The organism is Brevundimonas vesicularis, assembly GCF_900445985.1.
GTDB classification, from domain to species: domain Bacteria; phylum Pseudomonadota; class Alphaproteobacteria; order Caulobacterales; family Caulobacteraceae; genus Brevundimonas; species Brevundimonas vesicularis_D.
On the sequence record NZ_UAQP01000005.1, the window covers coordinates 1,647,155 to 1,673,298 of the forward strand.

The 26,144-nt window shown below is 68.2% G+C and carries 30 protein-coding genes; 10 read left to right on the forward strand and 20 right to left on the reverse strand.

Going from position 1 to position 26,144, the window contains the following annotated elements; genetic code table 11:
* Positions 1 to 152 precede the first annotated feature (152 nt).
* From DT343_RS08225 to DT343_RS08250, 7 genes are all read right to left on the reverse strand, one after another.
* A complete protein-coding gene (locus DT343_RS08225; RefSeq protein ID WP_112862423.1) occupies positions 153 to 344 on the reverse strand; it encodes a hypothetical protein in 192 nt (63 codons plus the stop codon).
* A complete protein-coding gene (locus DT343_RS08230) occupies positions 295 to 774 on the reverse strand; it encodes a hypothetical protein (protein WP_112862424.1) in 480 nt (159 codons plus the stop codon). The genes DT343_RS08225 and DT343_RS08230 overlap by 50 nt, the downstream gene beginning before the upstream one ends.
* A complete protein-coding gene (locus DT343_RS08235; protein WP_112862425.1) occupies positions 771 to 1,154 on the reverse strand; it encodes a M15 family metallopeptidase in 384 nt (127 codons plus the stop codon). The genes DT343_RS08230 and DT343_RS08235 overlap by 4 nt, the downstream gene beginning before the upstream one ends.
* Positions 1,151 to 1,420 (reverse strand): hypothetical protein, encoded by a 270-nt coding sequence (locus DT343_RS08240; protein ID WP_181669142.1) that lies wholly within the window; start codon positions 1,418 to 1,420, stop codon positions 1,151 to 1,153. The genes DT343_RS08235 and DT343_RS08240 overlap by 4 nt, the downstream gene beginning before the upstream one ends.
* The gene (locus DT343_RS17490) at positions 1,417 to 1,572 is read right to left on the reverse strand and encodes a hypothetical protein (RefSeq protein ID WP_181669143.1); all 156 of its coding nucleotides are present in this window, start codon (positions 1,570 to 1,572) and stop codon (positions 1,417 to 1,419) included. The genes DT343_RS08240 and DT343_RS17490 overlap by 4 nt, the downstream gene beginning before the upstream one ends.
* Positions 1,569 to 3,005, reverse strand: coding sequence for a DUF2793 domain-containing protein (locus DT343_RS17890; RefSeq protein WP_112862426.1), 1,437 nt, complete (start codon positions 3,003 to 3,005; stop codon positions 1,569 to 1,571). The genes DT343_RS17490 and DT343_RS17890 overlap by 4 nt, the downstream gene beginning before the upstream one ends.
* Positions 3,006 to 3,148: 143 nt before the next feature.
* Positions 3,149 to 3,610: a DUF4112 domain-containing protein gene (locus DT343_RS08250; RefSeq protein WP_112862610.1), complete on the reverse strand. Its 462-nt coding sequence runs from the start codon at positions 3,608 to 3,610 to the stop codon at positions 3,149 to 3,151.
* A 68-nt stretch (positions 3,611 to 3,678) separates the two neighbouring features.
* On the opposite strand from DT343_RS08250, the gene DT343_RS08255 reads away from it, so the two are divergent.
* Positions 3,679 to 4,635 (forward strand): endonuclease/exonuclease/phosphatase family protein, encoded by a 957-nt coding sequence (locus DT343_RS08255; protein ID WP_112862427.1) that lies wholly within the window; start codon positions 3,679 to 3,681, stop codon positions 4,633 to 4,635.
* Here DT343_RS08255 and DT343_RS08260 read toward each other — a convergent pair.
* From DT343_RS08260 to DT343_RS08285, 6 genes are read right to left on the reverse strand one after another with little or no spacing between them, the layout of a single operon-like run.
* Complete coding sequence (locus tag DT343_RS08260) at positions 4,610 to 5,824, reverse strand: CCA tRNA nucleotidyltransferase (RefSeq protein ID WP_112862428.1); 1,215 nt, start codon at positions 5,822 to 5,824, stop codon at positions 4,610 to 4,612. The genes DT343_RS08255 and DT343_RS08260 overlap by 26 nt on opposite strands.
* On the reverse strand, positions 5,821 to 6,483 hold the full coding sequence (locus DT343_RS08265; protein WP_112862429.1) for a CoA pyrophosphatase: 663 nt from the start codon (positions 6,481 to 6,483) through the stop codon (positions 5,821 to 5,823). Before DT343_RS08265 ends, DT343_RS08260 begins: the two co-directional genes overlap by 4 nt.
* Positions 6,480 to 7,025 carry a DUF1285 domain-containing protein gene (locus DT343_RS08270; protein WP_112862430.1) on the reverse strand — a complete coding sequence of 182 codons (546 nt, stop codon included), beginning with the start codon at positions 7,023 to 7,025 and terminating at the stop codon, positions 6,480 to 6,482. Before DT343_RS08270 ends, DT343_RS08265 begins: the two co-directional genes overlap by 4 nt.
* 38 nt (positions 7,026 to 7,063) lie before the next feature.
* Complete coding sequence (locus tag DT343_RS08275; protein ID WP_112862611.1) at positions 7,064 to 7,558, reverse strand: GNAT family N-acetyltransferase; 495 nt, start codon at positions 7,556 to 7,558, stop codon at positions 7,064 to 7,066.
* A gap of 60 nt (positions 7,559 to 7,618) precedes the next feature.
* Complete coding sequence (locus tag DT343_RS08280; protein WP_112862431.1) at positions 7,619 to 8,392, reverse strand: enoyl-CoA hydratase; 774 nt, start codon at positions 8,390 to 8,392, stop codon at positions 7,619 to 7,621.
* Positions 8,389 to 9,474 carry an MBL fold metallo-hydrolase gene (locus DT343_RS08285; protein WP_112862432.1) on the reverse strand — a complete coding sequence of 362 codons (1,086 nt, stop codon included), beginning with the start codon at positions 9,472 to 9,474 and terminating at the stop codon, positions 8,389 to 8,391. The genes DT343_RS08280 and DT343_RS08285 overlap by 4 nt, the downstream gene beginning before the upstream one ends.
* Before the next feature lie 126 nt (positions 9,475 to 9,600).
* Here DT343_RS08285 and DT343_RS08290 point away from each other — a divergent pair, with 126 nt between their 5' ends.
* The 4 genes from DT343_RS08290 to DT343_RS08305 all read left to right on the forward strand — a co-directional run bounded on the left by DT343_RS08290 (position 9,601) and on the right by DT343_RS08305 (position 12,980).
* Positions 9,601 to 10,566 carry a hypothetical protein gene (locus DT343_RS08290; RefSeq protein WP_220116520.1) on the forward strand — a complete coding sequence of 322 codons (966 nt, stop codon included), beginning with the start codon at positions 9,601 to 9,603 and terminating at the stop codon, positions 10,564 to 10,566.
* A gap of 101 nt (positions 10,567 to 10,667) precedes the next feature.
* Complete coding sequence (xth, locus tag DT343_RS08295; protein WP_112862434.1) at positions 10,668 to 11,453, forward strand: exodeoxyribonuclease III; 786 nt, start codon at positions 10,668 to 10,670, stop codon at positions 11,451 to 11,453.
* Between the two features lie 5 nt (positions 11,454 to 11,458).
* Positions 11,459 to 11,974: a hypothetical protein gene (locus DT343_RS08300; protein WP_055753176.1), complete on the forward strand. Its 516-nt coding sequence runs from the start codon at positions 11,459 to 11,461 to the stop codon at positions 11,972 to 11,974.
* 88 nt (positions 11,975 to 12,062) lie between these two features.
* Entirely contained in the window at positions 12,063 to 12,980 is a 918-nt protein-coding gene (locus DT343_RS08305) for a cobalamin biosynthesis protein CbiG (protein WP_112862435.1), read from the forward strand.
* On the opposite strand, the gene DT343_RS08310 is transcribed toward DT343_RS08305, so the two are convergent.
* Both DT343_RS08310 and DT343_RS08315 read right to left on the reverse strand, forming a co-directional pair.
* On the reverse strand, positions 12,977 to 13,699 hold the full coding sequence (locus DT343_RS08310) for a hypothetical protein (protein ID WP_112862436.1): 723 nt from the start codon (positions 13,697 to 13,699) through the stop codon (positions 12,977 to 12,979). The two genes, DT343_RS08305 and DT343_RS08310, sit on opposite strands and share 4 nt — an antisense overlap.
* Positions 13,696 to 14,199, reverse strand: coding sequence for an RNA polymerase sigma factor (locus tag DT343_RS08315; protein WP_258522528.1), 504 nt, complete (start codon positions 14,197 to 14,199; stop codon positions 13,696 to 13,698). The genes DT343_RS08310 and DT343_RS08315 overlap by 4 nt, the downstream gene beginning before the upstream one ends.
* 129 nt (positions 14,200 to 14,328) lie before the next feature.
* Here DT343_RS08315 and DT343_RS08320 point away from each other — a divergent pair, with 129 nt between their 5' ends.
* The gene (locus DT343_RS08320; RefSeq protein WP_258522529.1) at positions 14,329 to 15,609 is read left to right on the forward strand and encodes a S8 family serine peptidase; all 1,281 of its coding nucleotides are present in this window, start codon (positions 14,329 to 14,331) and stop codon (positions 15,607 to 15,609) included.
* Positions 15,610 to 15,699: 90 nt separating this feature from the next.
* The gene (locus tag DT343_RS08325) at positions 15,700 to 16,287 is read left to right on the forward strand and encodes a hypothetical protein (protein WP_112862438.1); all 588 of its coding nucleotides are present in this window, start codon (positions 15,700 to 15,702) and stop codon (positions 16,285 to 16,287) included.
* A 51-nt stretch (positions 16,288 to 16,338) separates the two neighbouring features.
* On the opposite strand, the gene recN is transcribed toward DT343_RS08325, so the two are convergent.
* Together recN and DT343_RS08335 are read right to left on the reverse strand one after the other, a co-directional pair.
* Complete coding sequence (gene recN, locus DT343_RS08330; protein ID WP_112862439.1) at positions 16,339 to 18,039, reverse strand: DNA repair protein RecN; 1,701 nt, start codon at positions 18,037 to 18,039, stop codon at positions 16,339 to 16,341.
* Positions 18,040 to 18,115: 76 nt separating this feature from the next.
* Complete coding sequence (locus tag DT343_RS08335; protein WP_038293489.1) at positions 18,116 to 18,970, reverse strand: outer membrane protein assembly factor BamD; 855 nt, start codon at positions 18,968 to 18,970, stop codon at positions 18,116 to 18,118.
* Between the two features lie 189 nt (positions 18,971 to 19,159).
* On the opposite strand from DT343_RS08335, the gene DT343_RS08340 reads away from it, so the two are divergent.
* Both DT343_RS08340 and DT343_RS08345 read left to right on the forward strand, forming a co-directional pair.
* Complete coding sequence (locus tag DT343_RS08340; RefSeq protein ID WP_112862440.1) at positions 19,160 to 20,095, forward strand: ribose-phosphate pyrophosphokinase; 936 nt, start codon at positions 19,160 to 19,162, stop codon at positions 20,093 to 20,095.
* Positions 20,096 to 20,178: 83 nt separating this feature from the next.
* A complete protein-coding gene (locus tag DT343_RS08345) occupies positions 20,179 to 21,309 on the forward strand; it encodes a hypothetical protein (RefSeq protein WP_112862441.1) in 1,131 nt (376 codons plus the stop codon).
* A gap of 68 nt (positions 21,310 to 21,377) precedes the next feature.
* Here DT343_RS08345 and DT343_RS08350 read toward each other — a convergent pair whose 3' ends face one another.
* The gene (locus DT343_RS08350) at positions 21,378 to 21,587 is read right to left on the reverse strand and encodes a hypothetical protein (protein WP_112862442.1); all 210 of its coding nucleotides are present in this window, start codon (positions 21,585 to 21,587) and stop codon (positions 21,378 to 21,380) included.
* A 19-nt stretch (positions 21,588 to 21,606) separates the two neighbouring features.
* Complete coding sequence (gene aceA, locus DT343_RS08355) at positions 21,607 to 22,887, reverse strand: isocitrate lyase (RefSeq protein ID WP_017504162.1); 1,281 nt, start codon at positions 22,885 to 22,887, stop codon at positions 21,607 to 21,609.
* Between the two features lie 156 nt (positions 22,888 to 23,043).
* On the opposite strand from aceA, the gene DT343_RS08360 reads away from it, so the two are divergent.
* On the forward strand, positions 23,044 to 24,474 hold the full coding sequence (locus DT343_RS08360) for a helix-turn-helix domain-containing protein (protein ID WP_112862443.1): 1,431 nt from the start codon (positions 23,044 to 23,046) through the stop codon (positions 24,472 to 24,474).
* 3 nt (positions 24,475 to 24,477) lie between these two features.
* On the opposite strand, the gene DT343_RS08365 is transcribed toward DT343_RS08360, so the two are convergent.
* Complete coding sequence (locus DT343_RS08365; RefSeq protein ID WP_112862444.1) at positions 24,478 to 26,118, reverse strand: M28 family peptidase; 1,641 nt, start codon at positions 26,116 to 26,118, stop codon at positions 24,478 to 24,480.
* Positions 26,119 to 26,144: the final 26 nt, after the last annotated feature.

Below are 26,144 nucleotides of genomic sequence, written 5' to 3' on the forward strand. Positions count from 1 at the left end.
TCTTCAGGAGAGCAAGGGCGGGGCCAGTCCAAAATGCGACGCCAGCCAGACGCCGACGCTGATTTCATTGAACTTATCTCGCCGTTACAGGAAACGACCCGGCAAGCCTGCACACCAGGCGGCAGAAGTTGCCGAGTCGTTTTTGCAGGGCGTCAGTCGCGGCGTCGCAACTGCGCGTCCTGCATCGCGCGTTCGGCCAACAGGGTATCGACCGCCAGTCGCCGCGCCCCGTCGCAGGCCACGATCTGGGCGCCGCGCAGCAGATAGGCCGCGTCCAGATCGCCGGCCGTCGCTTCAGCCGGCAGGGTCGCCAGCGCGCACGGACGTGTCGCCGCCTCCGGCAAGACCAGTCGCGCCGGCGCAACCGTCGAGATCGGGGGCGACGCGGCACAGTTCGCGGTCATGGTCGCGCAGGCGATCAGCGCGGCGGTTCTCCAAGGGATGGTCGGCATCGTCGGCGCTCCTGGCCTGGGCGACGGCGGCCATGGTCGCCCGGTCCGCCGCCCCCGTCATGTGGTGATAGTGATCGACGCGCTGGGCCTGAGCCGCAGCGCCTTCGGTTTCAATCCGCCGGGCGTCGGCCTGCGCCGCCGCCACGGCCGTCGCATCCCGCGCCTGAATGCGCGCGGCCTCCAGACGCTTGTGCTGCAGGTTCAGCGGGTCCCAGCGAAAGCCGAGCCCACCGAGCAGGACGAACCCCAGCCCCAACGCTGCAGCAGCGGCCGCCAACCAGCCGAGCGGCGTCAGCGCCCGCAGTATCGATCCGGCGCTCATGAAAAGGCCTTTCGATCCAGCTCGAAATGCGGACCGTCCCGCAGCGTCTTCCAGTCGCCGCCCCAGATCAGCGGCGTCTTCAGATCCCGCGCCGCCGCCTTGAACGCCTCGGCGATCCGGGCATACAACGGCCAGTCCCATCGCACCTGGCCTTCGACCAGGGCGGCGACATCGACGGCATGGCCCGTCAGATGGCGCGAGCGTGTCGTGCGGCTGGCGCCCGCCTTAATCAGGGCGGCCTGACGTTCGGCCGTGCGCAATCCCTCGGTGATCATGAAATCCACGGCCGTGAGTGTGATGGCCGCCTCGACCACGGCGATCAGGGCCGGATGCACGCCGACGAGCCTTGCCCGCGACCGGCTGGACAGACGAAAGCTCATGGTCGGCCTCCACTGATCCGCAGCCGCGCGGTCGCGATCAGGGTGATCAACTGCTGAGCGGTCGGCGCCACCAGATAGAGCACCAGGATCAGGGCCAGCAGACCCATCAGCCCGTCCGTGATCCTGGGCAGCATCTCCGGCGGCGTCCGCCCGACCGTGCGCATCAACAGCACCCAAAGCCCCGCGCTGACGGCGAATGCGTAGAGGCGACGAAACAGCCACCGTCCCTCCGCCAAGGGGACCGACCCCTGCCTGTGTCGGGTCATCGTTCGTCCTCCTCGTCATAGGTTTCGACGGCGCAGCGGCCGTCCCAGCCGGACTGCGCGCGCCATTCCCCGTCGCTGAGGCTGTCGGGCGCTTCCCACGCCTCGGCCTCCAGCACTTCGACCGGCTCAGCCGGATGCTTGCGCCGGGTCATCCGACGACCGTGATCAGAACCGCGCCCGAAGCGCCCGAACCGCCTTGGCCGCCGAAGGTCAGGCCCGCGCCCCCTCCCCCGCCCCCGGCCCCGAACAGCGCGCCTGAGCCGCCGGGACCGCCCGCTCCGCTTGCTGATGCGTCGCCGCCTCCTCCGCCCCCGCCGACAATCGACAACAGCGGCTTGGGCGAGGCCTGCCCCGCACCACCCGTGACGCCGCCTGGCGCCTGAACGCCCGACCAGCCGCCCACGCCGCCCACACCTCCGGCATAGGCGGCATCCGCCGCGCTCAGACCACCGCCTGCGCCACCTCCGCCCGGCCCGTCCGCACATGTGGTTTCTGCGCCTGTCGCCGCCGTTGCGGCTGTCGAAGAGCTCCCGCCAGGATTGGCGGGCCGTTGGCCGATACCGCCTGCGCCACCGACGCCGGAGCCGCCTGCGGTCCCGCCCGTCGCGCGCAACAGGACCGTGTCACCCGTCGCGACCTCACTATCTCCGCCCGAAACGCCGCTGATCCCGCCGGCGCCGACCGTGATCGTCAGGACGACCTCCAGATCGTCGGCCGACCAGCGTCCTAGGCTCAGCCCGCCGGCGCCGCCTCCGCCGCCGCCCAGGCGCGACGCACCAGCCGGACCCGCCAGCCCTTCGCCCCCGCCACCCCCGCCGCCCACGCACGTCGCCTCGACCCAGCGCGCCCAGACCGGCAGGGCATAGTCGTCATCGCTGGTGAACAGCGTCGTCTCGCGGCGAACCGCCCCCTGATCAAAGGCGATACGTCCCGTCGCGCGATCCACGCGCCACACCGATCGCCATGTCCCGGCGTCGTCGCAGGCCGTGAGGGTGAGTTCGTCGTCGCCGATCAGACCCAGCTCTGCGCGGGCGGCGTATCCGCTCTGGAACAACAGCGACAGGACATCGCCCGCCGTCGTCTTGTTCAGCGTCAGGCGCAGGTCGCCGTCGCCACCTTCCTCCTCACCGCGCGCCGTGAACAGGGCGGCGTTGATCTTGGCCGCCAGGGGATTGGTGTCGTCGGCGGTCGTCCCGAGACCCAGCCGCGTTAGGCCCTGCACCTCGCCCAGTCGCTGCCCCAGCGTGATCCAGCCCTCATCGGCCCGCACCACCACGACGCCTTCATCCAGGACGCCGGCGATCATGCCGTCCGGCGTCGGCACGACGGTCCAGCCGCCGCGCTCGAACCGCATCAGGGCGCCGGCCGCCCGCCCGGCCCAGGCTACGCCTTCGGCCTCTTGCGGCAGGATATAGAGATCGCCATCCGACGCATCGGCCGGCTGGATGACCGTCGTGCGACTGACCACCGCCGTCTGCAACAGGGCGTCCAGCCGGGTCAGGGCCGTATTCAGGGTCACATGCTTCTGCATCTGCCCCGCCGCCAGATAGGGCAGGTTCAGACGCGCGCTGAAATCGTCGCTCATTCTTCTCTCCGTTGTCGTGGAGATCAGTCTGGGCGCAGCCCGTCCTCAGGCCGGAAGACGGGCGGTCATTTGGATCAGGCCCTTGATTTCAGGCAGATTCGTTGCGGAGAAAACGATGGCTAGGCCGCCTCAGCCAGCGCATCTCAATCGTGCAGATAGATGATCCGCTTCAGCGTCTTGTCGTTCTGCACGCGGGCCTCGTGCATCTCGTGGTCGCCCGTGGCGCGCGCATTGGCCTCGGTGTCCTCGACCCAGTGGGTGCTTTCGATATGTTTTTGCAGCGCCCGCGCCGCCATCAGCTGTCCGGGAAAGAAGGTGTCGACGATGTCGCCCGCGATGGGCACCGTCCCAGTAGCGGTGTCGATGGCCATATAGGCCCCCATGCGCGCCAGGGTCGCCGGCGTCGCCTTGGCCCGCACGGCCTGAAGCATCAGCCAACCGCCCGTCCCGACCGTGTATGCCGTGCCGACGACCGGCACCCAGGTCAGCATGGCGTCCAGCCCCATGCCGAACGGGCCGATGCCCATGACCCGATCCGACAGTTTCTTGACGCCCTCGACATTGGACCAGATGTTCTCGATATCCCGGATCGACCGTCTGGCCATGTCGCCCTCCAAAGCGTCGCCTTAACGCTGGGCGAGGCTTCCTGTTCAATCCGAGAGATACGTCTTCGATGACCCTGATCAAGCTGGCGGCGAATGTGACGGCGAGCGCCCTGCTGCTGGGCTTGGCGGCTATCGGTGTGGCGGCGCTCAGCGGCATCGGCCATCGCTGGGTGGATATCCTGGCGCAGTTCACATCACCGGTGTTGCTGGCGGCCGTCGGCGTGACCGTGGTGTGTCTGCTCTTTCGCCTATGGCCGGCCTCGATCGTCGGTGGACTGGCGTGCGTGGTGCTGGCCCTGTCGGTCTGGCCGCAATGGACACCGACGAAAGGCTCGCCGGTTCCCGACCAGCCGATCGTACGGGTCTATTCGGCCAATCTGTATGTCTTCAACACCGATGTCGCAGCCATGCGCCGGTCCATCGCGGCCGCCGACGCCGACATCCTGGTGCTGGTCGAGTTGGGGCAAGCGCCGGCGTTGCGGCTGGACCAACTGCTGCCGGACTATCCCCACCGCGTCCTGATCGGCCAGGCGCGCGCCGGCGACCACGCACGCTCGATCATCGCCTCACGCTATCCGATCCTCCAAGGCCTGCCCGAGCGTCCCGACGGTCTCAGCACCGTTGGCGCGACGGTCCAAACGCCCATCGGCCCGATCAACGTCTTTGGCGTCCACCTGACCCGACCCTGGCCTTATCAATATCAGTGGGGCCAGATCACCCAGGTCATGGCCTTGGCAGAGCGGATGAAGGCCGCGCCAGACCATCCCGTCATCGCCGCCGGGGATTTCAACAGCGTCTCCAGCGCCCGCATCGGCAAACAGATTCAGTCCGACCTGGGCCTGATCCCCGCGCCCGGCTGGCCCGGCACCTGGCCCAGTCAGATCCCCGCCTTCGCCGGCATCACCATCGACCAGGTCTATCGCTCGCCGGATCTTGCCCTGATCACGCGCCGCCTGGGCGAGCCGACGGGATCCGACCACCGCCCCGTCGTCACCGAGTTCACCCGCGCTCAGCCGCCGCGATGAGGGTCTTCAGCCGCGCCTCATGCCCCTCGGCAGGGAAATCGTCAGCGACCCAACCGTCCTCGAACGCCTTCAACACCCGCCCTGTCTCCGGCCCCGGCTTCAGGCCCAGACGCGCCAGATCGCGCCCCCCGACCGGCATCTTGGGCGGCGTCCAGTCGGCGCTGAGCGCCCGCAGCCGCGCGCCATCGCCCCCTCCGGCCGCCTCGGCGCGCATCAGCCGATCCTCGAACGCCCTGCGCCCCAGCCTATAGATCGCCGCCCGCGCCTCGGCGTCGCTCATGGTCGGCCAAACGGCAGGCCCGTCCCCGACCGCCGCCGCCAGCCGATCTCGCACCGCGTTCGACAATCTCAGACCACCCGCGATCTCCGCCACACCTCCCGCATCTGCGAGCGGCAAGGCCGACAACCGCATCACCGGATCATCGGTCAGGTCACACATCGCCTCGAACAGCGCCAGCGGCTGGGCCTGCGGCAGCACCTGGGCCAGCACGCCGGTCTCGGCCATCGCCCGCACCGCCGCACGCGGGTCGGGCGCCGCCAGCAGTTTCAACACCTCCTTGGACACCCGCTCGGCCGACAGCTGCGCCATGCCTCCCTTCAGCGCCGCGCACGCCGCCAGCCCGACCACATCCGGCTCTCCCCGCCCATACCAGGCGTAGAACCGGAAGAAGCGCAGGATGCGTAAATAGTCCTCGCGGATGCGCGTCTCCGCCTCGCCGACGAAAACGATGCGTCCCACCGCCGCATCCTCCAGCCCGCCGCCCGTCGGATCGAACACCGTCCCTGCCGCATCGGCGTAAAGGGCGTTCAGACGAAAATCCCGCCGCGCCGCATCCTCTGCCCAGTCCTCGGTAAAGGCGACCACTGCGCGGCGTCCATCCGTCTCCACATCGCGACGCAGGGTCGTGATCTCATAGGGCCGCCGCTCCGACACGCCCGTCACCGTGCCGTGCTCGACGCCCGTCGGCACGGCTTTCAACCCCGCCGCCTTCAGCGCCGCCATGGTCTGTTCGGGTCGCAGGCGCGTGGCGATGTCGATGTCGTCGACCGGCTGGCCCAACAGACTGTTCCTCACGCAGCCGCCCACGAACCGCGCGCAGCCCGCACCGCCCGTCGCTTCCAGCGCCCGCATCACCGCTTGCGTCGCCTGACTTTCCAGCCAGGGCTGTCCTGCCACGGAGGCGGTCATGCCGCGTCCTCGTCGGCCGCCGACTCTGGCGCAGCCTCGTCGCCATACAGCCGGACGTGCAGAGCCTTCAGGATCCCCGCCGTCACGCCCCAGATGTATCGCTCGCCCCAGGGCATGGCCCAGAACCAGCGCCGCAGCCCCTCGTCCATGTCGTAGAAGTCGCGACGATGGTTGGCGGCGTCCATCAGAAAGTCCCACGGCGTCTCGAACACCTCGGCGACCTCGTCCGGCGACGGCGTTGTGACCGGCGCCTCGCGCAACCAGCCGATCACCGGCGTGACCAGAAATCCGGTCCCCGTCTCATAGGCGTCCGACAGTCCCAGCACCTCGACCGCCGTTGGGTCCAGCGCCACCTCCTCGTCCGCCTCACGCAGCGCCGCCTGAACTGCGGTCTCACCCGGATCCAGACGTCCGCCCGGGAACGCGATCTGCCCCGTGTGCCGCGCCAGGGTGTCCGCGCGTCGCGTCAGCAGCACGGTCGCACCTTCGGGCCGCGCCACGATGGGGATCAGCACCGCCGCCGGCCGAAGTTCCCTAGCCGTCCGTGTCGCCTGCGGGTTCAGGTCGAAGTCCGACCGCGCCGCGACCAGTTCAGGCCGCCACGTCTCGACCGGCGCCAGCCGATCGACCAGCCGGGCCTTCAAGGTCTCCAGTCTCACGTCACCCTGCCCAGCGAGAACACCTGGCGGCCCGACCGAACGACCAGGCGTCCGTCGACCTCATGGGCCATTTCGACCATCTCATAGAAGACCGAACGCGCGATGCGCGCCCACAGATCGCGGCGTACATGGATGCGCGGCGCCGGCTCGCCCGTCGTCGGATCGGTTTCGACGACGATGGGATCCGCTTCGCTGGCCCTTACCTCGTCACCGACATCGGTGGTGAAAACCAAGGCGTCGCCTTCCCGGCGCATCGCGACAGCCCGGAATGGAAGATCCTCGACGGTGATCTTCAGCTTTTCGACCGGCGTGACCAGGTGATAGCCGTCCGGGTCCTTCCTCAGCACCGTCGAGAACAGCCGCACCAGTTCCCTGCGGCCAATGGGCGAGCCTTCGTGCATCCAAACGCCGTCCGCCCGGATGACGATATCGATATCGCCACAATGCTCGGGATGCCACAGGTGGACCGGCGGCAGCCCCTTGCCGGGCCCCTGTTTGGCCGCCTCGGCGACGGCGTTCAGTCCTGACCTGGGATTATCCATCCCCCTGACTTAGGCCCCGCGAACCGCGCGGGAAAGGGTCAGCCGATGCGAACCGAACCCGAAACCTGATCCACCCGGGTCGCCAGCCACAGGACGCGGCGACGATCCACAGGTCCGGGCAGCGTCGCCTCCGGCGCAGGGACAAATCCGAACCGCTCGAAATAGGCCGCGTCCCCGACCAGCAGCACGCCGCCGACGTCCAGCGTCCGTGCGTGATCCACGCACGCCTGAACCAGTTCGGCGCCCAGACCGTCGCTCCGGCGGCCGGCGTCCACGGCGATCGGCCCCAAAAACAGGCCCGAGGTGTCTCCAACCACGACCGGCCATAGTCGCACCGAGCCCACGACTTCCCCGTCGCGCTTCACAACAAAGCCCGCGCTTGGCTGCGAGCCTTCACGCAGACGTTCGGCCGTCTTGGCGAACCGTCCCGGCCCGAAGGCGGCCATGACCAGTGCATCCACGCCTTCGGCGTCGGCCGGGCTCTCGGCTTCGATACGGCTTACGGCCGGAGGTATGGAAAAGGCGTGCGACATCGGCGCGCGCACCTAGAAGCAAAGCTGCGCTAAATCAAGGCAAGGCCTTATGACGTCCGCTCAACCCGCCTTCGAAAAGTCCGGCGCCCGCTTCTGCGTAAAGGCCATGAAGGCCTCCATCGCCTCGGGACTGCGCATCTGCGAGCCGAAGGCTTCGCCCTCGCGCTGCATCAGTCCCCACAGACCTTCTGCGTCACGCATCAGCCGCTTGGTCTTGCGGATCGAGTTGGGCGCGCGGGCCGCCACCTTGGCCGCCAGTTCCGCCGCCGTCGCCTCAACCTGATTGGCCGGGACCGCGCGATTGGCGATACCCCAGGCCAGGGCCGTCCGGCCATCCAGCGGCTCGCCCAGCGCGAACAGTTCGAAGGCCCGCTGATGACCGATCACCGCCGGCAACAGCAGGCTGGACGCCGCCTCGGGCGCCAGGGCCAGATTGACGAAGGGCACGGACAGCAGCGCGTCCTCGGCGACCACCACCAGATCGCAGTGCAGCAGCATGGTCAGGCCGATCCCGACCGCCCGCCCTTTCACGGCGGCCACAGCCGGCTTGTCCAGATCCGCCAGCGCCTTCAGGAAACGAAACACCGGCATATCGCCTGGCCCCGCGCCTTGAGAGGCCAGGGCGATGAAGTCCTGAATGTCGTTGCCGGCCGAGAAGCTGTCGCCCTCGGCGCGCAGCAGCAGCACTCGCACCGCATCGTCGGTGCGCGCCCGCTCCGTCGCCTCGGCCAGGGCCGAATACATGGCCTGGGTGATGGCGTTCTTCTTGTCGGCCCGATCCAGGGTGACGGTCAGGACGCCGTCGGCCAGTTCGCTGCGGATATGTTCGCTCACGTCGTTTCCTCGTCCTGTGCGACGGCGCTCCACCAGTCGACGCCGCTCTCGTCCCGCGTCCGCTGGGCGCGGCCGCGTCGTTCCAGATAGTTCAGGTGCGCCTGGGCCTCGCCCGTAGCCATGCCCAGCACCCCGTCCCCGACCGCCCGACCGAAGACGGCGGGGAAGCCGTCGATCACCCTAGACGGTTGACGCAACGTCCGCTCAAGCCGTTTCAGCGCGACCTCATGCCCCCGCTTCAGAGCGTCGAGCCGCGCGTGGACGCCATAGAAGGGTTCGCCATGCGCCGGCAGGACGAACGCGCCCTCCGGCAACAGCGCCCTCAACTTGTCCAGCGAGTCCATCCAGTCGCCCAGCGGATCGGCTTCAGGCTCCGTCGACCAGACCGAAACATTAGACGAAATGCGCGGCAGGATCTGATCTCCGGCGATGAAGACGTCGTCCGACCGCCGCCACAGGCAGACGTGCTCCGGGCTGTGGCCCGAACCGACCACCACACTCCAGTCGTCTCCGCCGATCTGAACGCTGTCGCCGTGGGACAATCGCAGATAGCTGCGCGGCATTGTCGCCACGCCTTTGCCGAACCCGCCGTAGTCGGCCCGCCAGCGCGCGATCTGCTCATCGTTCCACCCCGTCGCACGATAGTGGCGCTCGCCGTCCGCCGGCGCATCACCCGCCTCCTCGGCCATCAGCATCCGCGCCGTCACATACTCCAGTCGCGACATCAGCAGCGGCGCGCCCGACCGCTCGCAAAGCCAGCCCGCGAGTCCGATGTGATCGGGATGCATATGGGTGCAGATCAATCGCGTCACGGGCCTGCCGCCCAGCGCGCCATCCAGCGCTGTTTCCCACGCAGCGACGGTCGCCGATGTCTTCAAACCCGTATCGACGACGACCCAACCGTCACCGTCCCGGATCGCATAGACATTCACATGGTCCAGCTGAAACGGGAGGGCGAACCTCAGCCACAGCACGCCGGGCGCGACCTCGATCGCCTCGCCCGCGCCGGGCACGGCGTCGAACGGATAGGTCAGGCCCCGCCCATCCTTCGCGGCCGTCGTCGGCACCGTTCCATCAGCCAAGTCAGTCTCCAATCGAAACGCGCAGATACTTAGCCTGTGTGCCTCGCCGCCGTCCACACCCGCCTTGACCCCGCCTAAATACACCGCCACGAAGCGGCCATGCATTCAGAAACCCAAGGTGTTTCCATGAAGTCCCGCCTCGCCGCCGCCTTTGCGGCGCTTGTGTTCAGCGCCTTCGCCGTCGCGCCCGCCACGGCGCAGGATCAGGAGCGACAGCAACCGCAACAGCAACAGCAAATTCCGCAGAGCGCCGACAACGAGTCTGCCGTAAGGCAGAGCAGCGGCTCGCGAACCTCTGCCCGTCCACGTCGCGAACGTGCGCCTGCGCCCCCGACGCCCGAGCAAATTCTCGCCGCCGCTCAGGCGCAGATGGCTCTGACGACCACGGGCTGTCAGGTCAGCGAAGCCAAGTTGCTGGGCAAGACCGCGTCCGATACAACGGTCTATGAAGTCGCCTGCGGAACCGCGCCGGGCTACATCGTCGAAACCAAGACCCCGCCCGAAGCGAGCAGCTGCATCATTCTGGCGCATTCCGCCGAGGTGGCGCGCGCCGCCGACCCGACCGCATCGCCTGCCCAATGCACGCTGGCGGCCAACACCGACATCCAGAAGTTCCTGCGCCAGTATGCGAAGGACGCCGGCGTCGCTTGCACCGTTGATCAGGCGAAACTGCGCGGGCAGTCCAACGACGGCGCAGTCGTTTATGAGGTGGGCTGCTCGGACGGTCCCGGCTACTGGATCAAGCAGCAGGCCGCGACTTGGACGAAAACACCCTGCATTCAGATCGTAGCCGAAAACGGCACCTGCGAGTTCACCACGACCGCAGAAAACGCCGCCTTCGTGAAGACGCTTCTGGCCGGTTCGGAAGCGGCGTCCTGCAACGTCACCGAAGCCCGCCTGATGGGTCAGAACGCCAACGGCGTCTTCTATGAGGCTAAGTGCGACGGCGCCGATGGCGTCATCGCTCGCTTGAACGCCGAAAACGTCGTTCAGCAAATCTACCCTTGCGCCACCGCCCAGCAGATCGGCGGCGGCTGCAAGCTGACGACGGCTCCGGCCGCTGCTGCGGCGCCCGCCGGCGGTCGTCCGTAAGCCGATCAATCGACTGATCGAAGGGCCGTCGGAGCGATCCGGCGGCCCTTTTCTTTTGCGCCCTCTTTTCCAAAACCGAGACGCAGCCTAGCGTCGCAGTCATGCGCATCGCCACCTGGAACGTGAACTCCGTCAACGCCCGCCTGCCCACCGTGCTGGCGTGGTTGGAGCAGGCCGCCCCCGACGTCGCCTGTTTCCAGGAGATCAAATGCGTGGACGAGAAATTCCCGCGCGAGGCCTTCGAGAGCCTGGGCTACAATGTCGAGACCCACGGGCAGAAGAGCTACAACGGCGTCGCCCTGCTGTCGAAATACCCGCTGTCCGACATCCGACGCGGCCTGCCTGGCGACGAGACTGACGAACAGGCGCGCTATATCGAGGCGCTGGTCGAGGCGCCCCGGCCCATTCGCGTGGGCGCCCTCTATCTGCCGAACGGCAATCCGATCGGAACCGAGAAGTTCGACTACAAGCTGGCCTGGTTCGATCGCCTGAACCGCCACGCGAGAGACCTGCTGGCGTTTGAGGAGCCGCTGGCCCTGTGCGGCGACTACAACGTCATCCCCGAGGCCGAGGACGCCAAGAACCCGGCCGCCTGGACCGACGACGCCCTGTTCCAGCCCCAGAGCCGCCAGGCTTTTCGCGCCCTGAAGAACCTGGGTCTGGCCGACGCGCACGAGATCGGCGGCGAACCCGCTGGCGCCTACACGTTTTGGGACTATCAGGCCGGCGCCTGGCAGCGTGATCACGGAATACGCATCGACTTCGCCCTGCTGTCACCCCAGGCCGCCGACCGGTTCCGGGGGATCGAGACCCATCGCGACGCCCGGGACATGGAAAAACCCAGCGACCACGTCCCCGTGGTGGTCGAGCTCGATCTGGAGGTCTGACGACTATGGCCGACGTCTTGCGGGTGGTGTTGCTGATCGCCCTCGCGGCGGCCCTGCTGACGACCTTGGCCCTGGCGCTGTCGTGGTGGATGGAGCCGCCGCGCCGCCTGCACCGCGCCATGCTCAAGACCCTGGGCGCCGCGCCAGAGGTCGAGGCCTTGTCGCCGGGCGAAGGTCGCGCCTGCGCCCTGAACTTCGACGTCGAACAGGTCGTCGTGCTGTGGGCCAACGGCGCCCACGGCCTGGTCTATGCCTTCGATGAGGTCGAGGGGGGCGAAATCATCGTCGACGGCCACGTCGTCGCCCGCATCCGCCGGGGCGAGGCGCGCAAGTCGCTGGACGTGCTGGCCCCCGACGCCGAACAGGTCGTGCTGCGGCTGATGTTCGCCGACGCCCGCCACCCGGAGTTCGAGCTGGCCCTGTGGGACGCCGCCCTGCCCGTCCAGACCGGCTCGCCGGGGGAAGCGCTTCGTCTCGGTCGCCGCTGGCTGTCGCATCTGGAGGCCCTGCTGAAGGGCTGAGGCGCCGCATGGGCCTTTCAGTCGCCGCGATGCGGCGTTAGAAGCCCGGCTCACTCCTAACCGACACGCCTTTATCAGGGAGGCCGCCTTGGCCCGCCTTTTCGACGCCTATATCGTCGCCGACTGGACCGCCGCCGAAACCAAGAAGCTCGGCGACACCTCGCTGTGGATCGGCGTGGCCAAACGCGACGTGCGTTTCCGCCTCTACACCGAGACGCACAATGTCGCGACCCGGGCCGAGGGCGAAGCCCTGCTGGCCTCGATCCTGGCGGACCACAGAAAGCGCGGCGACCGGGTGCTGGTCGGGCTGGACTTCAACTTCGGCTATCCCGCCGGCACGGCTGCGCGCCTGAAGCTGGAGGGAACGGCGGGGCAGGCCCCGTGGCAGCTGATGTGGAAGTTCATCGCTTCCAACGTCGTGGACAAGGCCGACAACACCAACAACCGCTATCAGGTCGCGGCCAAGATGAACCGGCTGATGACCGACGAGGCCTGGCCTCTGTGGGGCGCGCCCGCCAAACAGGCCCAGCGCTGGTTGACCACGACCAAGCCGCCCGCAGGCTCCGGCGCCGACATCCCCGAGTTCCGCGCCACCGAAAACGCGGCTCGCAAGGGCCGGCTCCAGCCCAAGAGCGTGTGGCAGATGCACGGCGCCGGCGCCGTGGGCGGCCAGACCCTGGTTGGCATCCCGGCTGTGCGGCGGCTGCTGGAAAGCCTGGGCCCGTCAGGCGCCGTCTGGCCCTTCGGCACCGGCTGGCGCGCGCTGACGCCTGATGACGTGGAACCCTTGTCGGCCCTGGTTGTCGAGGTCTGGCCGTCGATGCACGAGACCAAGCCTCAACCCGGTGAGTTCAAGGACCAGGCTCAGGTCCGCTCCACGGCCGAGGCGCTCGCCCGGATGGACGAGGCCGGCGACCTGGCCAAGGCGTTCGCCCCGCCCAAGGACGCCTCGCCCGAGTTGATCGCCCAGGTCGAACAGGAAGAAGGCTGGATCCTGGGCGCCTAACGCCAACCGTCGTCGCGCGCGCGCCGTTCGACGGCGGTATCCGCAGCGTCCCCGGCGATGGTCGTATCGACAGCCGCAAGCACGCCAGCTGGCGTGTCGCTAGAGGCCGTGCGGATTTCACCCCCCGGAGCCCCAACCGGCGCCAAGGCCTGCAGCCGCCAGTCATCGCCTTGACGACAGACCAGTCCCCCGACTCGGTCCTGCGTGGCGGAGAAGGTCCGACACCAGTTTCCTTCCGCGTTGCGGAACGTCATTCCGACCGCCCGCCCCTGGGCGTCGGCCCCGTCGGCCGCCAGGCCTGTGTCCAGCACCCGAACCAGCCCTGCGTCCGCCACGGCGCCGTCGCTGGTCAGGGCGAACCCGGTCGCCCCGTTCAGCGACGGCGCGATCAGCAGGCCGGCGACGAAGGCCGCCGTCGCCAGACCGCCCCAGATGACGGCCGACCGGGGCGCAAACGCTTGGCCGAGCCAGAGCTTCCAGCCTGCGCTTTTCGTCGGCGCGGCGCCCGACGCCATGATGAGCCGGGCCAGATCCGCATCGCGCGCATCGCTCTGGATCGGGAAGGCCGCGCGCGCAGCGGCGCCGGTCGTCCGCAGCGCCGCCAGCCGAGCCGCCAGATCGGCGTCGCTTGCAGCCGCCGCATCGATCCGATCGCGCTCGGCGACCGGCATTTCGCCGTCGATCCGCCGCATCAGGGTTTCGTCGTCGTAGCGCGTCATCCGGTTATTCCTTGGGCGGCGAGAACTTCGATCAGGGTCTGGCGGCCCCGCACCAGTCGGCTGGTCAAGGTGCCGGCGGGCACGCCCAGAACCTGCGCCGCCTCGGCGTAGGACAGTCCCTCGATCAGGACCAGGGCCACGGCCTGACGCTGATCGTCCGGCAGGGCGTGGATCGCGTCGCGCGCGGCCAAGGCGTCGGTGCGCAACCCCTCGCCGGCCTGGGCCGGATCGGGCGCCTGCGGCGTGGCGTCGTCCTCGGGCGAGACGACACGCGACCACCGCTGGGCCTTTCGACCGTCGTCTATGGCGATCCGTCTCATGATCGTGAACGCCCAACTGTCCAGCCGCGTGCCCGCCCTGAACCCCTTTCGAGAGGCCAGGGCGCGCTCGACCGTGTGTTGCACCAGATCCTGAGCGTCGGCGTCCTGGGGCCGCAGAACGCGCGCGAACCGGCGAAGGCGCGGAAGCATCGCCACCAACTCCGTCTGAAATTCGTCCACGCGTGTTCCTCTGCCATGAGGGATGAAACGCGCGGCGTGGCGCGTTTCATCCCTTGTCACAAGCGAATGGGCATAGGCGAATGGATCGCCTGACGATGCAAGACGGCGCAAGGAGCGGATCGGGTGATTTTGAACCGGCTGACGATCGGATGGATGGCGGCGACGCTTGTGGCTTGCGCGGTCGCCTCGCCGGCCATGGCGCAGATCGGCCTGCCGTCCTCCCTTCCGTCGCTGCCTTCAGGCCTGACCGATCGCATTCCGCAAAGGGGAACGCTTGAAGGTCTGGCGCGCGATACCGTCGAGGATGCGCTCAGGGCGCCTGCCCGCCTGACCGATCTGGTTCGAGGCTCGCGCGGCGCGCTGCAGACGGATCCCGACGGCTGGCCCGTGGTGAAGGGCGAGCTCGTGGCGGTTGACCTGCCGCAGGACGCGCGGGACCAGGCTCTGGCTGCGGGCTTCACCGTTCTGCGTGAAGAGCGTCTTGACGCGCTTGACCTGTCGATCGTGGTCTTGGCGCCCCCGCGTCGCCTGACCCTGGATCGCGCGGTGCGACGGCTTCGCGAAATGGCTCCCGGCGCGGAGATCACCTTCAACCACGTCGCCTCTCCTGCCGGAATGACGGCCGCCCCTCTTGCGCCGCCCGCCTCTCCACAAACGAACGGCGCTGCGCCGGGCGCCCGCCTCGGATTGATCGACACAGGCGTCGAAGCGACCCACCCGGCCCTCGCCGGATCGGCCATCGAACAACGCGGCTTTTCTGGCCCGCCGCAGATGGGTGCGCACGGCACAGCGGTCGCATCGCTGATGGTAGGGGATGCGGGGGTCTTCATGGGCGGCGATCCCGGCGCGGCGCTTTTGGTGGCAGACATCTACGGCGGTCGCGCGGCCGGCGGGTCGGCGACAGCCTTGGCCTCGGCCCTGGCCTGGATGGTCGAGCGTCACGTCGCCGTCGTGAACATCAGTCTGGTCGGGCCGCGCAACGCTCTGATCGAACGCGCGGTGTCGGCGGCGCAGCGGCGCGGCGTCATCCTGGTCGCTGCGGTCGGAAACGACGGCCCCGCCGCCCCGCCCCTCTACCCCGCCGCCTATCCGCAGGTCGTCGGCGTCACCGCCGTCAACGCCCAGGGCCGCGTCCTTTCCGAAGCGGGGCGCGGAGATCAGGTCGATTACGCCGCGCCGGGCGCCGACATGGCGGCCGCCGGACGCGCCGGCAGTTTCGTTTCGGTGCGTGGCACCTCCTTCGCCGCGCCGCTGGTCGCCGGCCTGATTGGCAAGTCCGGCCGCCAGGGTTTGACCGCGGTCGACGCCGGCGCATCCGGCCGCGACGCCGTCTATGGCCAAGGGGTTGTGGGCCTCTCCCTGCGCACCCCGCCGGCTGCTGTCGGCGCGCGCGGTCGACTGGCGTCGTAAAAAAGATTCGTCTTCCGGGATGAAACTGACCGACGCCGTCGTTGGACCCTGTGAGGGCGATCAAAGCCCGGAACAACAGGAGATACGACGATGAAAAAGACCCTGATGACCGCGACCGTCGCCTTCGGCCTGATGCTGGCCGGCGCCTCGCAGGCTCAGATCCTGGGCGGCTCGGGCGGTCTGGGCGGCAATCTCGGCGGCAGCCTTGGCGGCCAGGTCGGCGGCCTGACCGGCGGCGCGACGGGCGCCGGCTCGTTGACCGGAAACCTGGGCGGCTCGCTGGACAGCTCGCGGGTCACTGACCGCGCGACATCCACCCTGACCCGCGCCGAACGCCGCGCTCAACAGGCCCGCGCCCGCGCTGAGGCCACGGCGGCCCGCACGCGAGACGCCGCAGCCTCGACGGCGGCGACGACGGTCGGCACGGCGCAAACCACCGCCGGCGCCGCACGGGATCGCGCGTCCGGTCTGGCTCAAGGCGCCGTATCGACCGTGAACTCCGCCTCGGTCTCCGGCTCGGCTTCGGGCGACGCATCCAGCTCCGCCTCGACCTCGCGCGGCGATGCGGCGACCTCGGGCTCGGCCAACGGTTCGGCTTCCGCCTCACGCAGCGGCCTTGCGCTGTCGGCCGGCGCCAGCGCAAACGGCTCGGCCAACGCCGGCGCCAAGCCCAACTGATCCTGAGTGGATTTTAAAGGCCCCCGGAGCATGCGCTCCGGGGGTTTTGTCTTATCCGATCAAAGCCCGCGCCGCCGCCCGCGCCTCGTCGGTGATTTCCGCTCCCGACAGCATGCGCGCGATCTCTTCCTGACGGCGCTGGTCGTCCAGGGCGACCACGGTGGTGGTGGTCGTCAGGCCGTCGCGGTCGGCTTTCATCACCTTCCAGTGGGCATGGCCGCGCGCGGCGACCTGGGGGCTGTGGGTCACGACCAGGACCTGGGCGCCGTTCGAAAGGCGTTTCAGGCGCGACCCCACAGCCTCGGCCACCGCGCCGCCGACGCCCTGATCCACCTCGTCGAAGATCATCACGGGCTGACGCATGTCCTCGCGGCTCGCGAGCGCGGCCTTCATCGCCAGGGCGAAACGCGCCAGCTCGCCGCCCGAGGCGATGGCGTCCAGCGGGCCGAAGTCGGTTCCGGCGTTGGTCGCGATCTGGAAGCGCACCGTCTCGACGCCGTCCGGCCCGCGTCGGCCCTCGATCGGCTCCAGCGCGACGCGGAACCGCGCGCGCTCCAACTTCAGCGGGCCCAGTTCTCCCATGACGGCGGCGGTCAGACGCTCGGCGGCGGCTTCCCGCGCCGAGGTCAGGAAGGTGGCGGCCAGATCATAGGCTTCCGCCGCCTCGGCCGCCTCGCGCCCGGCATTGGTCAGCGCCTCCTCGCCATCCTCGATCAGCCGCAGCTGCTCGCGCAGGCGAATGCGCAGAGTCGGCAGGGCGTCGACCGTGGTGTGCAGCTTGCGGGCGGCGGCGCGCAAGGCGAACAGACGCTCCTCGGCCTTGTCCAGACGGCCTGGCTCATAGTCGAAGGCGTCGGCGGCGGCGTCCACGGCGGCGAGGGCTTCCGCCGCCTCGACCATGGTGCGGTCGATCGCCTCCACGGCGGCCGACAGTTTGATGATGACCGGATGATCGCCCTCGGCCCCCGCTTGCCCTGCCCTCTGGCGCGCATGTTCGACGGCCCTCAACGCTGCGCCCAGCTTCTGGCTCAGCTTGTCGCCGCCTAGTTGGGTGCGCGCGTCGCCCAAATCCGCGATGGCCTTTTCGGCGGCCCCCAGCAGGGCGCGTTCGCCTGCCAGTTCCGTCTCTTCGTCAGCGCGCGGATCCAGCGCATCCAGTTCCGAGAGGTTCAGGCTGATCTCTTCACGCCGCGCATTGGCGTCCGCCGCCTGCGCCTTCAGCTCGGCCAGCTTCGCCTCGGCGGCCTTGAGCTTGGCGGAGGCCGACGCGACCGCCGACAACTGCGGCTGCAGTCCGCCATAGGCATCCAGCGAAGCGCGGTGCGTTCGCCAGTCCAGCAGGCCCACCGTCTCATGCTGTCCGTGCACCTCGACCAAGGCCGCGCCGATTTCGCGCACGGCCGTCACACCGGCCGGCTGATCATTGACATAGGCCCGGCTGCGACCGTCGGCGCCCAAGACGCGGCGAAGGATCAGATCTTCCCCCGGCTGCACGTCGAACCCCTTGTCGGCGATCAGGGCCAGCAGATCGGGATCGTCGGGGGCGGAGAAGACGGCGGTGGCCACAGCCTGTTTGGCGCCATTGCGCACCAGGCCAGCGTCGCCGCGCCCGCCGAGCGCCAAACCGAGCGCGTCCAGGATGATCGACTTGCCGGCCCCGGTTTCGCCGGTCAGCACGGTCAAGCCGTTCTCGACCTCAAGATCGAGCACGTCCACCAGGACGACGTCACGAATTGAAAGGGCGGTCAGCATCGCGTCAGGCGCCGGCGGAACGAATCATGACCGACAGAATCCCGATCCCCGCCGGATTGCACAAGCCGTCGCGTGATCAGCCCGGAATGATCCGCTGGAGCCAGCTTTCGCGCTTGCCCTCGGGCGCCTTGTCCGGCGTCTGACCATTTTCGGTCAGCAGCGCATAGGCCTCGGCGTACCAGGGACTGCCCGGATAGTTGTAACCCAGCACGGCGCCGTTGCGCGTCGCCTCTTCCTTCAGACCCAGCTGAAGGTTGACCTCGACCAGACGATACAGGGCTTCGGGCGTGTGAGAGGTGCGCTGGAAGTCCGGGTTGGCGATCACCGCCTTGTAGCGGTTCAGGGCCGCCAGCGGCTGGTTGGCGCGCTGATAGTAGCGGCCGATGTTCATTTCCTTGCCGGCCAGCTGGTCGTTGACCATGTCGATCTTGACGGCGGCGTCCGACGCATAAGGCGTGCCCGGATAGCGGCGCGAGACATCCTTCAGACCCGCCAGGGCGGCGGTGGCGTAACCCTGATCGCGCCCCACGTCGGTGATCTGCTCGAAGTTGCAGACCGCCTTCATGTAGAAGGCATAGGATGCCGACGGATTGCCGGGGAACAGCTGGATGAACCGGTCGGCCGCCGCGATGGCGTCGGCATAGGCGTTGTTCTGATAGTAGGCGTAGATCTGCATCAGGATCGAACGACGCGCCCAGTCCGAATAGGGATGCTGGCGTTCGACTTCCTGGAAATAATCGACGGCGTCGGACCAGCGACGCTGCTGCAGCCGATCATAGCCGGTGTTGTACAGCGCCTCGACCGGGCGTTCCTCATAGGCCAGCTTGGGGCGGTTCTTGCCCGCGCAGCCTGAAATCGTCACTGCGGCGAGCGCCGCGGCCATCAGCACCATGCCGGAACGGAACTTAGAAGCGGACAAGGACGACCCCATGACGTGTGAAGGACGGCCCTGAAGCCGTTCCCCGGAAACCAACGCGGCGACCTCTAGCACCCGCAACCGAGCCGCGCCATGCCGAGGAAAACTCAGCATACGACTTGCCCTGCCCGGCTCCACTGGTAAAGAGCGCGCCAACCGACCGCCGTTCATGGGGGCGGATGACGGCGAAAGGATGACCGGCCGATGAAGCTGCTCTCAGGCAACTCCAACCGCGCACTGTCCCAGGCGATCGCCGACCACCTGGATGCGCCCCTGACCAAGGCCCAGGTCAAGCGGTTCGCCGACAACGAGGTCTTCGCCATCATCGAGGAAAACGTCCGCGGCGAGGACGTCTTCATCCTGCAGTCGACCTCCTATCCGGCCAACGACAACCTGATGGAGCTGCTGATCATCACCGACGCCCTGGTGCGGGCCTCGGCGAAACGGATCACGGCCGTCATCCCCTATTTCGGCTATGCGCGTCAGGATCGTAAGACCGGCGGCCGCACGCCGATCTCGGCCAAGCTGGTCGCCAATCTGATCACCCGCGCCGGCGCCGACCGTGTCCTGACGATGGATCTGCACGCCGGTCAGATCCAGGGTTTCTTCGACATTCCGACCGACAATCTGGTCGCGACCCCCGTGCTGGCGCAGGACATCAAGGAAAACTACGCCCGCGGCGACGACCTGATGGTCGTCTCGCCCGACGTCGGCGGCGTTGTGCGCGCCCGTTCGCTGGCCAGCCGCCTGGACGCCGACCTGGCCATCGTCGACAAGCGCCGGCCCAAGGCGGGCGAGAGCGAGGTCATGAACATCATCGGCGACGTTCAGGGCCGCCGCTGCATCCTGTTCGACGACATCGTCGATTCGGGCGGCACCCTGGTCAACGCCGCCAAGGCCCTGATCGATCAGGGCGCGACCGAGGTCTCGGCCTATATCAGCCACGGCGTCCTGTCCGGCCCCGCCGTCCAGCGCATCACCGACGGCCCGCTGAAGGAGCTGGTGATCACCAACTCCATCGAACAACCCCACGAAGTTTTGAACTGCCCGAAAATCCGAGCGGTTTCCGTGGCTCCGCTGGTCGGAGAGGCTATCCGACGGATCGCGAACGAAGAATCGGTATCGAAACTGTTCGATTAACCTTCGGATAACCATAAGGCCCGCCTTATAAGCGCCAACAGTATTGGCGCTTTTTGCGCGCGTATTCGCCTGAGGAAGTCTCCATGAAAACGGCCCTACTGAGCCGCGGTCTGTCGGCCGCCGCCCTCGCCGCCGCTGTCCTGCTCGCCAGCTGCGAGAGCGGGCCCTCGAAGGCCGAGCTGGAAGCCCAGCGTCTGGCGGCCGAACTGGCTGCCCGCAAGCCGCCCCCCGTGTCCCTCAACCAGGGCGTTGCGGACGCCGCCGCGATCTACGTCGCTTACTTGCGCGAAGCCCAGACAATCCAGCCGGGCGGCTTCCCCGATGCGGAATCGATCCAGGCCGCTCTTCGCAAGGGTTCGGCCTATGACGCCGACCAGCTGTCGCGCGGCCTGATCGCTTACGGCGCCATCATCGCCCTGCAATCGCCCGAGTTCGTCGCCGGCGTGCAGCAGTATGCGATCGACCCGGCCCAGCGTCAGCGTATGGTGGCCCAGATCGTCGCCGACCCGGCCTATGCCGCCACCCTCCCCGGCGCCGATGCCGCCGCCGGCCTGATCTCGGCGACGGTCGGCAAGGACGCCATCGCCATGCGCGCCATCGCCGAGGCGATCGAGCAGGACGCCTACACCATCCAGGGCCGCAGCGATCCGCGCCGCCAATGGGCCATCACGCCCATTCCGAACCGTGAAGTGCGGCTGGAAAGCGCAAAGACCCTGTCGGCCGTGAAGATGTTGCCGTCGCCAGAGGAATCGAGCCGCCTGTTCGCCGCCGCCAACAGCGGCACGGGTTTGGGATTGGAGCCGTCGCGAAAGGGCCCGCCTTACACCCCCGCCGTCGTGCGCTCGCTGGCCATCGCGGCGCTGGGCGCCCTGGGCTCCGGCGGCGAGGAGGCGCGGGTCAACACCGAGGCTCTGACGCACGAGCCGAACAGCGAGTTCTGCATGGATATGTCCAAGCTGATGCTGTTCCAGTGCCTGGCCGCCTCGCGCCCCAGCTACGAGGACATCTTCTGCCTGGGCCGTCACATCACCCGCGACCTGGCGACCTGCACCACCGAGGCGACGCAGATCACCACCATCGTCGTCGGCGACCCTCAGGAAACCGGGGCCGCGCCGGCGCGCACGCCTATCTCCGTCACCGTCCCGCAAGCGACGCCTGTTCCGAACCCGGCGGTTGCGACCACCCAATCGCTGAACACGACGCCGTCGCGCTAAGCGACACTTCGAACAGAGCAAGGCCCGCTCCGAGCGATCGGAGCGGGCCTTTTTCGTGGGTGACCGGCCTATTCGTAACCGTGCGCCGCTTCGTTGATGACCTGTGACGGCATGGACGAGAAGTTCACGGCGACGGGCGTGGCGGTCTTGGATTGATAGGTCCTCAGCACGTGCGTCAGACGACGACGCACCTCACGTTCGGCCTCCGTGCCGCTGTCGAGCGCCAGGGGCGCCAGGCAGAAGTCGATAATGGCTTCGGTTCGGGTCAGCGGTTCCATTTGCGGGTTCCTTTCCGGGTTAAGCCGCGTGGGTGAACTGGGCGGTCTCGGTCGAGTCCTTCAGCGCCGTCGTCGAAGACGTGCCGTTGGAGATGACCGTGGCGACCTGGTCGAAATAGCCGGTGCCGACTTCGCGCTGGTGACGTGTTGCGGTGTAGCCAATGGCCTCGTTGGCGAACTCGCGCTGTTGCAGCTCGGAATAGGCCGCCATGCCGCGATCGCGATAACCGTCCGCCAGCTCGAACATCGAGTTGTTCAGGCTGTGGAAGCCGGCCAGGGTCACGAACTGGAACTTGTAGCCCATGGCCCCCAGCTCGCGCTGGAACTTGGCGATGGTGGCGTCGTCCAGCTTGGCCTTCCAGTTGAAGGACGGCGAGCAGTTGTAGGCCATCAGCTTGCCCGGATGAGCCTTCTGGACGGCTTCCGCAAACTTCTTGGCGTCGTCCAGATCCGGATGGCTGGTCTCCCACCACAGCAGATCGGCGATATTGGCGTAGGACAGACCGCGCGCGATGCAGTGGTCCAGACCCGTGCCTTCCTTCAGGCGGAAGAAGCCCTCAGGCGTGCGGTTGTCGCGATCGATGAAGGGCTGGTCCCGCTCGTCGATGTCCGAAGTGATCAGCTGGGCGCTTTCGGCGTCCGTGCGCGCGACCGTGATGGTCGGCGTGCCCATGACGTCGGCGGCCAGACGCGCGGCGACCAGATTGCGCTCATGCGCCTGGGTCGGGATCAGAACCTTGCCGCCCAGGTGACCGCACTTCTTCTCGGACGCCAACTGGTCCTCGAAGTGAACGCCGGCCGCGCCCGCCTCGATGAAGGCCTTCATGATCTCGAAGCTGTTCAGCGGCCCGCCGAAACCGGCTTCCGCGTCGGCGACGATGGGAACGAACCAGTCACGCTTGGCGCCGCCCTCGGCATGCTCGATCTGATCGGCGCGTTGCAGGGTGCGGTTGATGCGGCGGCACAGTTCCGGCGCGGCGTTGGCCGGGTACAGCGACTGGTCGGGGTACATGGCGCCGGCCGTATTGGCGTCGGCCGCGACCTGCCAGCCCGACAGGTAGATGGCCTTCAGACCCGCGCGGACCATCTGCATGGCCTGGTTTCCGGTGACGGCGCCCAGCGCGTTGATGAAGGGCTCGTCGTGCAACAACTGCCACAACCGGTTGGCCCCACGCTCGGCCAGCGTATGGGTGATCGGCACCGAGCCGCGCAGGCGCAGGACGTCTTCAGGGGTGTAGGGGCGCTCGATGCCGTCGAAACGGCCGGCGGGCGAAGGCACCAGATCGGCGAAGGTGGTCATGGTCGAACTCGGTCTCTGAAGGGCGCGGCCGCAGCCGCCGTCTCGGAGACAAGAACACGCGCCGGTCAAAACTGATACAGGTCGAACATCGCAAACAAAGTCATCTTGTCACACTATGACTTTGCCTAGTTAGTCATGTTGTGACATCATGCGACGATGAACGCCACCGCTGATCGCAAGCTGTTTCTGGGCGCCCGGCTTAAGCGGCTGCGGCGCGATCTGGGCCTGACCCAGACCGCCATGGCCGCCGACCTGGACGTTTCTCCAAGCTATCTCAACCACATAGAGCGCAACCAGCGCCCGGTGTCCGCCCAGCTCCTGCTGCGATTGGCGGACACCTATGATGTCGATTTACGCGCGCTGAATCAGGGTGGCGCAGCGGATGAGGCGCGTCTCACGGAAATCCTGACCGACCCGCTGTTCAAGGGTCTGTCCGCGCCCCGGCATGAACTGGTGCAACTGTTGGAAGAGGCGCCCGGCGTCGCCGACGCCCTGCTGCGCCTGTATCAGGCCTTCGACGACGGCCGCACGCGCGCACGCGCCGCCGCCGAGACAGGCGAAAGCCTGATCGAGACCAGTCCCGCCGAATGGGTGCGCGAATATATCCAGTCGCGCGGCAACCATTTCCCCGAACTGGACCAGATGGGCGAGGCGCTGACCGACGCCCTGTCCGCCGAGGCGCCCGCCCACGCCGACGGCTTCGAACCCGCCGCCCGTCATCGGCTGGCGGCCAAACACGACCTCGGCGTCCGAACCCTACCGGCCGAGGTCATGGTGGAATGGACCCGCCGCTACGACCTGCACCGCCGCCGGCTGTTGCTGTCGGAAACCCTGGGGCCGTCCTCGCGCGCCTTCGCCATCGCCTATCAACTGGCCCTGGCCGAGCAGGGGCCGGCGCTCAACGCGCTGGCGGAGGCCGCGAACGCCCCGGACGCGCCCACGCGATCGCTGCTGAAGGTCGCCCTGACCAACACCCTCGCCGCCGCGATCCTGATGCCCTACGCCAACTTCCAGCGGGCGGCGGAAGACACCGGCTACGACCTGGCTCGGCTCCAGGCCCGGTTCGGCGTCAGCTACGAACAGGCCGCGCACCGCCTGACCACCCTGTCGCGCCCCACCGCGCGCGGCGTGCCCTTCTTCCTGATGCGTGTCGATCAGGCGGGCAACATCTCCAAGCGCTATGCGGCGGGCGCCTTTCCCTTCTCGCGTTTCGGCGGCGCCTGCCCGCGCTGGCGGCTGCATTCGGCCTTCCGCACGCCGGGCCGCATCGTCACCCAGATCATCGAGACTCCAGATGGCGGCCGCTGGTTCACCTTCGCCCGCACGGTCGAGCGGCAAGGCCACGACGGCTATGGCGAGCGGCACGACCTGGCCGTCGGCCTGGGCTGCGAACTGCGTCATGCGCATCGCCTGGCCTACGCCCACGGCATCGACCTGCAGAACCCCGAGGTCACGCCCATCGGCCCGGCCTGCCGCCTTTGTCACCGTCACCCCTGCGCCGAACGGGCCGCCGGCCCCATCGACCGCCCCCTGGCGGTCGACGACTGGTCCAAGTCCGTCAGTCCCTATCCGTTCGGCGCGGCCTGAGGCCTAGCGCCTCTGATCGGCCGTGCGGTCGCGGATGGCGTTGAACTCGGCCGTCGGCTTCCACGCAGGCCAGCTCTCGCTGTCGGCCACCGTCAGCCCCAGCCGATACAGCAGGTCCAGGTTCTGCAAGGCGGCCGTGAAATCATAGTCGGCCCGCCATTCGTCGGTCAGCTTGTGATAATATTTGGCCATCGCGCCCTCGTAATAGGGCTTGCCCGCCTCGATCCCGCCCTCGACGAAATCACGGCCCGTCCACGGCATCAGGGCCGGCACCCCGCCGGCCGCGAAGTTGAAGTGGTCGGAGCGGTAGTAGAAGCCTTCCTCCGGATAGCCGTCGCCCGTCACCACCCGCCCCTGCACGGCCGCAAACCGGCCCAGGATATCCTCCAACTCGGACTTGCCCACGCCGAACAACGCCACGTCGCGCGTCGCTGGCGTGAAGGGCAGCATGTCGATGTTGATGTCCGCCGCCGTCTTGGCCAGCGGATAGACCGGATCGGCGGCATAGGCCTCCGACCCCAGCAGCCCCTGCTCCTCGGCCGTGACGTGCAGGAAGACCACGGTGCGCTTCGGCGCCGGTCCAGCCTTGAACGCCCGCGCCATCTCGATCAGACCGGCCGTCCCCGACGCATTGTCCCAGGCGCCGTTGAAGATGTCGTCGCCCTCGGCGTTCGGCGTCCGGGCCTTGCCGACGTGATCCCAGTGGGCGGAATAGAAGACGTATTCGTCAGGCCGCTCGGTGCCGGGAATCTTGGCCAGCAGGTTGTTGGAGTGGATGACTTCGGTCGTCTCGGCGATATCGACGCTGAGCCGCGCGTTCAGATCGATCACCCCGCCCAGACCCGTCGTCTTGGCGCGCGCCAGTGCGGCGCTCAGCGGTTCCCCGCCGATGGCCGCTCCCGTCTCCATATTGATCGAACCGGTGAACCGGGCGTCCTTGGCCCCTTTCACCGTCATCTGCGGCCGTGTCGCCCCGGCGACCGCACGCCGCCAACGGCCATCGACATCCTGAAGGCTGATGACGCCGACGGCCCCACGTCTCAAGGCTTCCTGCGTCTTGTGCGTCCCTGAACCGTAGAAGTTGGGGTCGGCGCCCATGCTGTCCGGCTGCCCACGCAGCACGATCACCACCTTGCCGGTCAGGTCGGCGCTGCCATAGTCGTCCCATTGCGGAGCCGAAATGCCGTAACCGGCGAAAACCAGCGGCGCCTCGGCCGTCACGATCGGTTCCGCCGACCCGGCCCGCAGGGTGATGTCCGTCCCCGAGACCAGCGGATGCGCCATGCCGTCCGCCCCGGTCCAGGACGCCGTCGGCGCCCGCTCCGGCGTAAACCGCACCAGATCGACAGGCTGCAGCCATGATCCGTCGCGCCCGCCCGGCTCCAGCCCCATCGCCTCATACTGCGCTTGCAGATAGGCCAGGGTCAGCCGTTCGCCGATCAGGCCGGGAAACCGTCCCTCTAACTCGTCCGACGCCAGATATTTGATGTGGTCCGACAGGCGCTGGGCGCTGAACTGAGGCGTCGCGGCCGAGGCGACGGCGAAGGCGTCCAGCTTGGGCGCCGGCGATGCGACAGGCGTCGTCGCGCAGGCGGCGAGCGCAAGCGCCGCAAGGGCGATGAGGGGTGAACGGCGATGGATCATTGAACTGACTCGACAGGCGAAATGGC

Coding starts and splice junctions, on each gene's coding strand:
- DT343_RS08230 (WP_112862424.1), bottom strand. CDS start 774: ATGAGCGCCGGATCGATACTGCGGGCGCTGACGCCGCTCGGCTGGTTG.
- DT343_RS08235 (WP_112862425.1), bottom strand. CDS start 1,154: ATGAGCTTTCGTCTGTCCAGCCGGTCGCGGGCAAGGCTCGTCGGCGTG.
- DT343_RS08240 (WP_181669142.1), bottom strand. CDS start 1,420: ATGACCCGACACAGGCAGGGGTCGGTCCCCTTGGCGGAGGGACGGTGG.
- DT343_RS17490 (WP_181669143.1), bottom strand. CDS start 1,572: ATGACCCGGCGCAAGCATCCGGCTGAGCCGGTCGAAGTGCTGGAGGCC.
- DT343_RS17890 (WP_112862426.1), bottom strand. CDS start 3,005: ATGAGCGACGATTTCAGCGCGCGTCTGAACCTGCCCTATCTGGCGGCG.
- DT343_RS08250 (WP_112862610.1), bottom strand. CDS start 3,610: ATGGCCAGACGGTCGATCCGGGATATCGAGAACATCTGGTCCAATGTC.
- DT343_RS08255 (WP_112862427.1), top strand. CDS start 3,679: ATGACCCTGATCAAGCTGGCGGCGAATGTGACGGCGAGCGCCCTGCTG.
- DT343_RS08260 (WP_112862428.1), bottom strand. CDS start 5,824: ATGACCGCCTCCGTGGCAGGACAGCCCTGGCTGGAAAGTCAGGCGACG.
- DT343_RS08270 (WP_112862430.1), bottom strand. CDS start 7,025: ATGGATAATCCCAGGTCAGGACTGAACGCCGTCGCCGAGGCGGCCAAA.
- DT343_RS08275 (WP_112862611.1), bottom strand. CDS start 7,558: ATGTCGCACGCCTTTTCCATACCTCCGGCCGTAAGCCGTATCGAAGCC.
- DT343_RS08290 (WP_220116520.1), top strand. CDS start 9,601: ATGAAGTCCCGCCTCGCCGCCGCCTTTGCGGCGCTTGTGTTCAGCGCC.
- xth (WP_112862434.1), top strand. CDS start 10,668: ATGCGCATCGCCACCTGGAACGTGAACTCCGTCAACGCCCGCCTGCCC.
- DT343_RS08300 (WP_055753176.1), top strand. CDS start 11,459: ATGGCCGACGTCTTGCGGGTGGTGTTGCTGATCGCCCTCGCGGCGGCC.
- DT343_RS08310 (WP_112862436.1), bottom strand. CDS start 13,699: ATGACGCGCTACGACGACGAAACCCTGATGCGGCGGATCGACGGCGAA.
- DT343_RS08325 (WP_112862438.1), top strand. CDS start 15,700: ATGAAAAAGACCCTGATGACCGCGACCGTCGCCTTCGGCCTGATGCTG.
- recN (WP_112862439.1), bottom strand. CDS start 18,039: ATGCTGACCGCCCTTTCAATTCGTGACGTCGTCCTGGTGGACGTGCTC.
- DT343_RS08335 (WP_038293489.1), bottom strand. CDS start 18,970: ATGGGGTCGTCCTTGTCCGCTTCTAAGTTCCGTTCCGGCATGGTGCTG.
- DT343_RS08340 (WP_112862440.1), top strand. CDS start 19,160: ATGAAGCTGCTCTCAGGCAACTCCAACCGCGCACTGTCCCAGGCGATC.
- DT343_RS08345 (WP_112862441.1), top strand. CDS start 20,179: ATGAAAACGGCCCTACTGAGCCGCGGTCTGTCGGCCGCCGCCCTCGCC.
- DT343_RS08350 (WP_112862442.1), bottom strand. CDS start 21,587: ATGGAACCGCTGACCCGAACCGAAGCCATTATCGACTTCTGCCTGGCG.
- aceA (WP_017504162.1), bottom strand. CDS start 22,887: ATGACCACCTTCGCCGATCTGGTGCCTTCGCCCGCCGGCCGTTTCGAC.
- DT343_RS08360 (WP_112862443.1), top strand. CDS start 23,044: ATGAACGCCACCGCTGATCGCAAGCTGTTTCTGGGCGCCCGGCTTAAG.
- DT343_RS08365 (WP_112862444.1), bottom strand. CDS start 26,118: ATGATCCATCGCCGTTCACCCCTCATCGCCCTTGCGGCGCTTGCGCTC.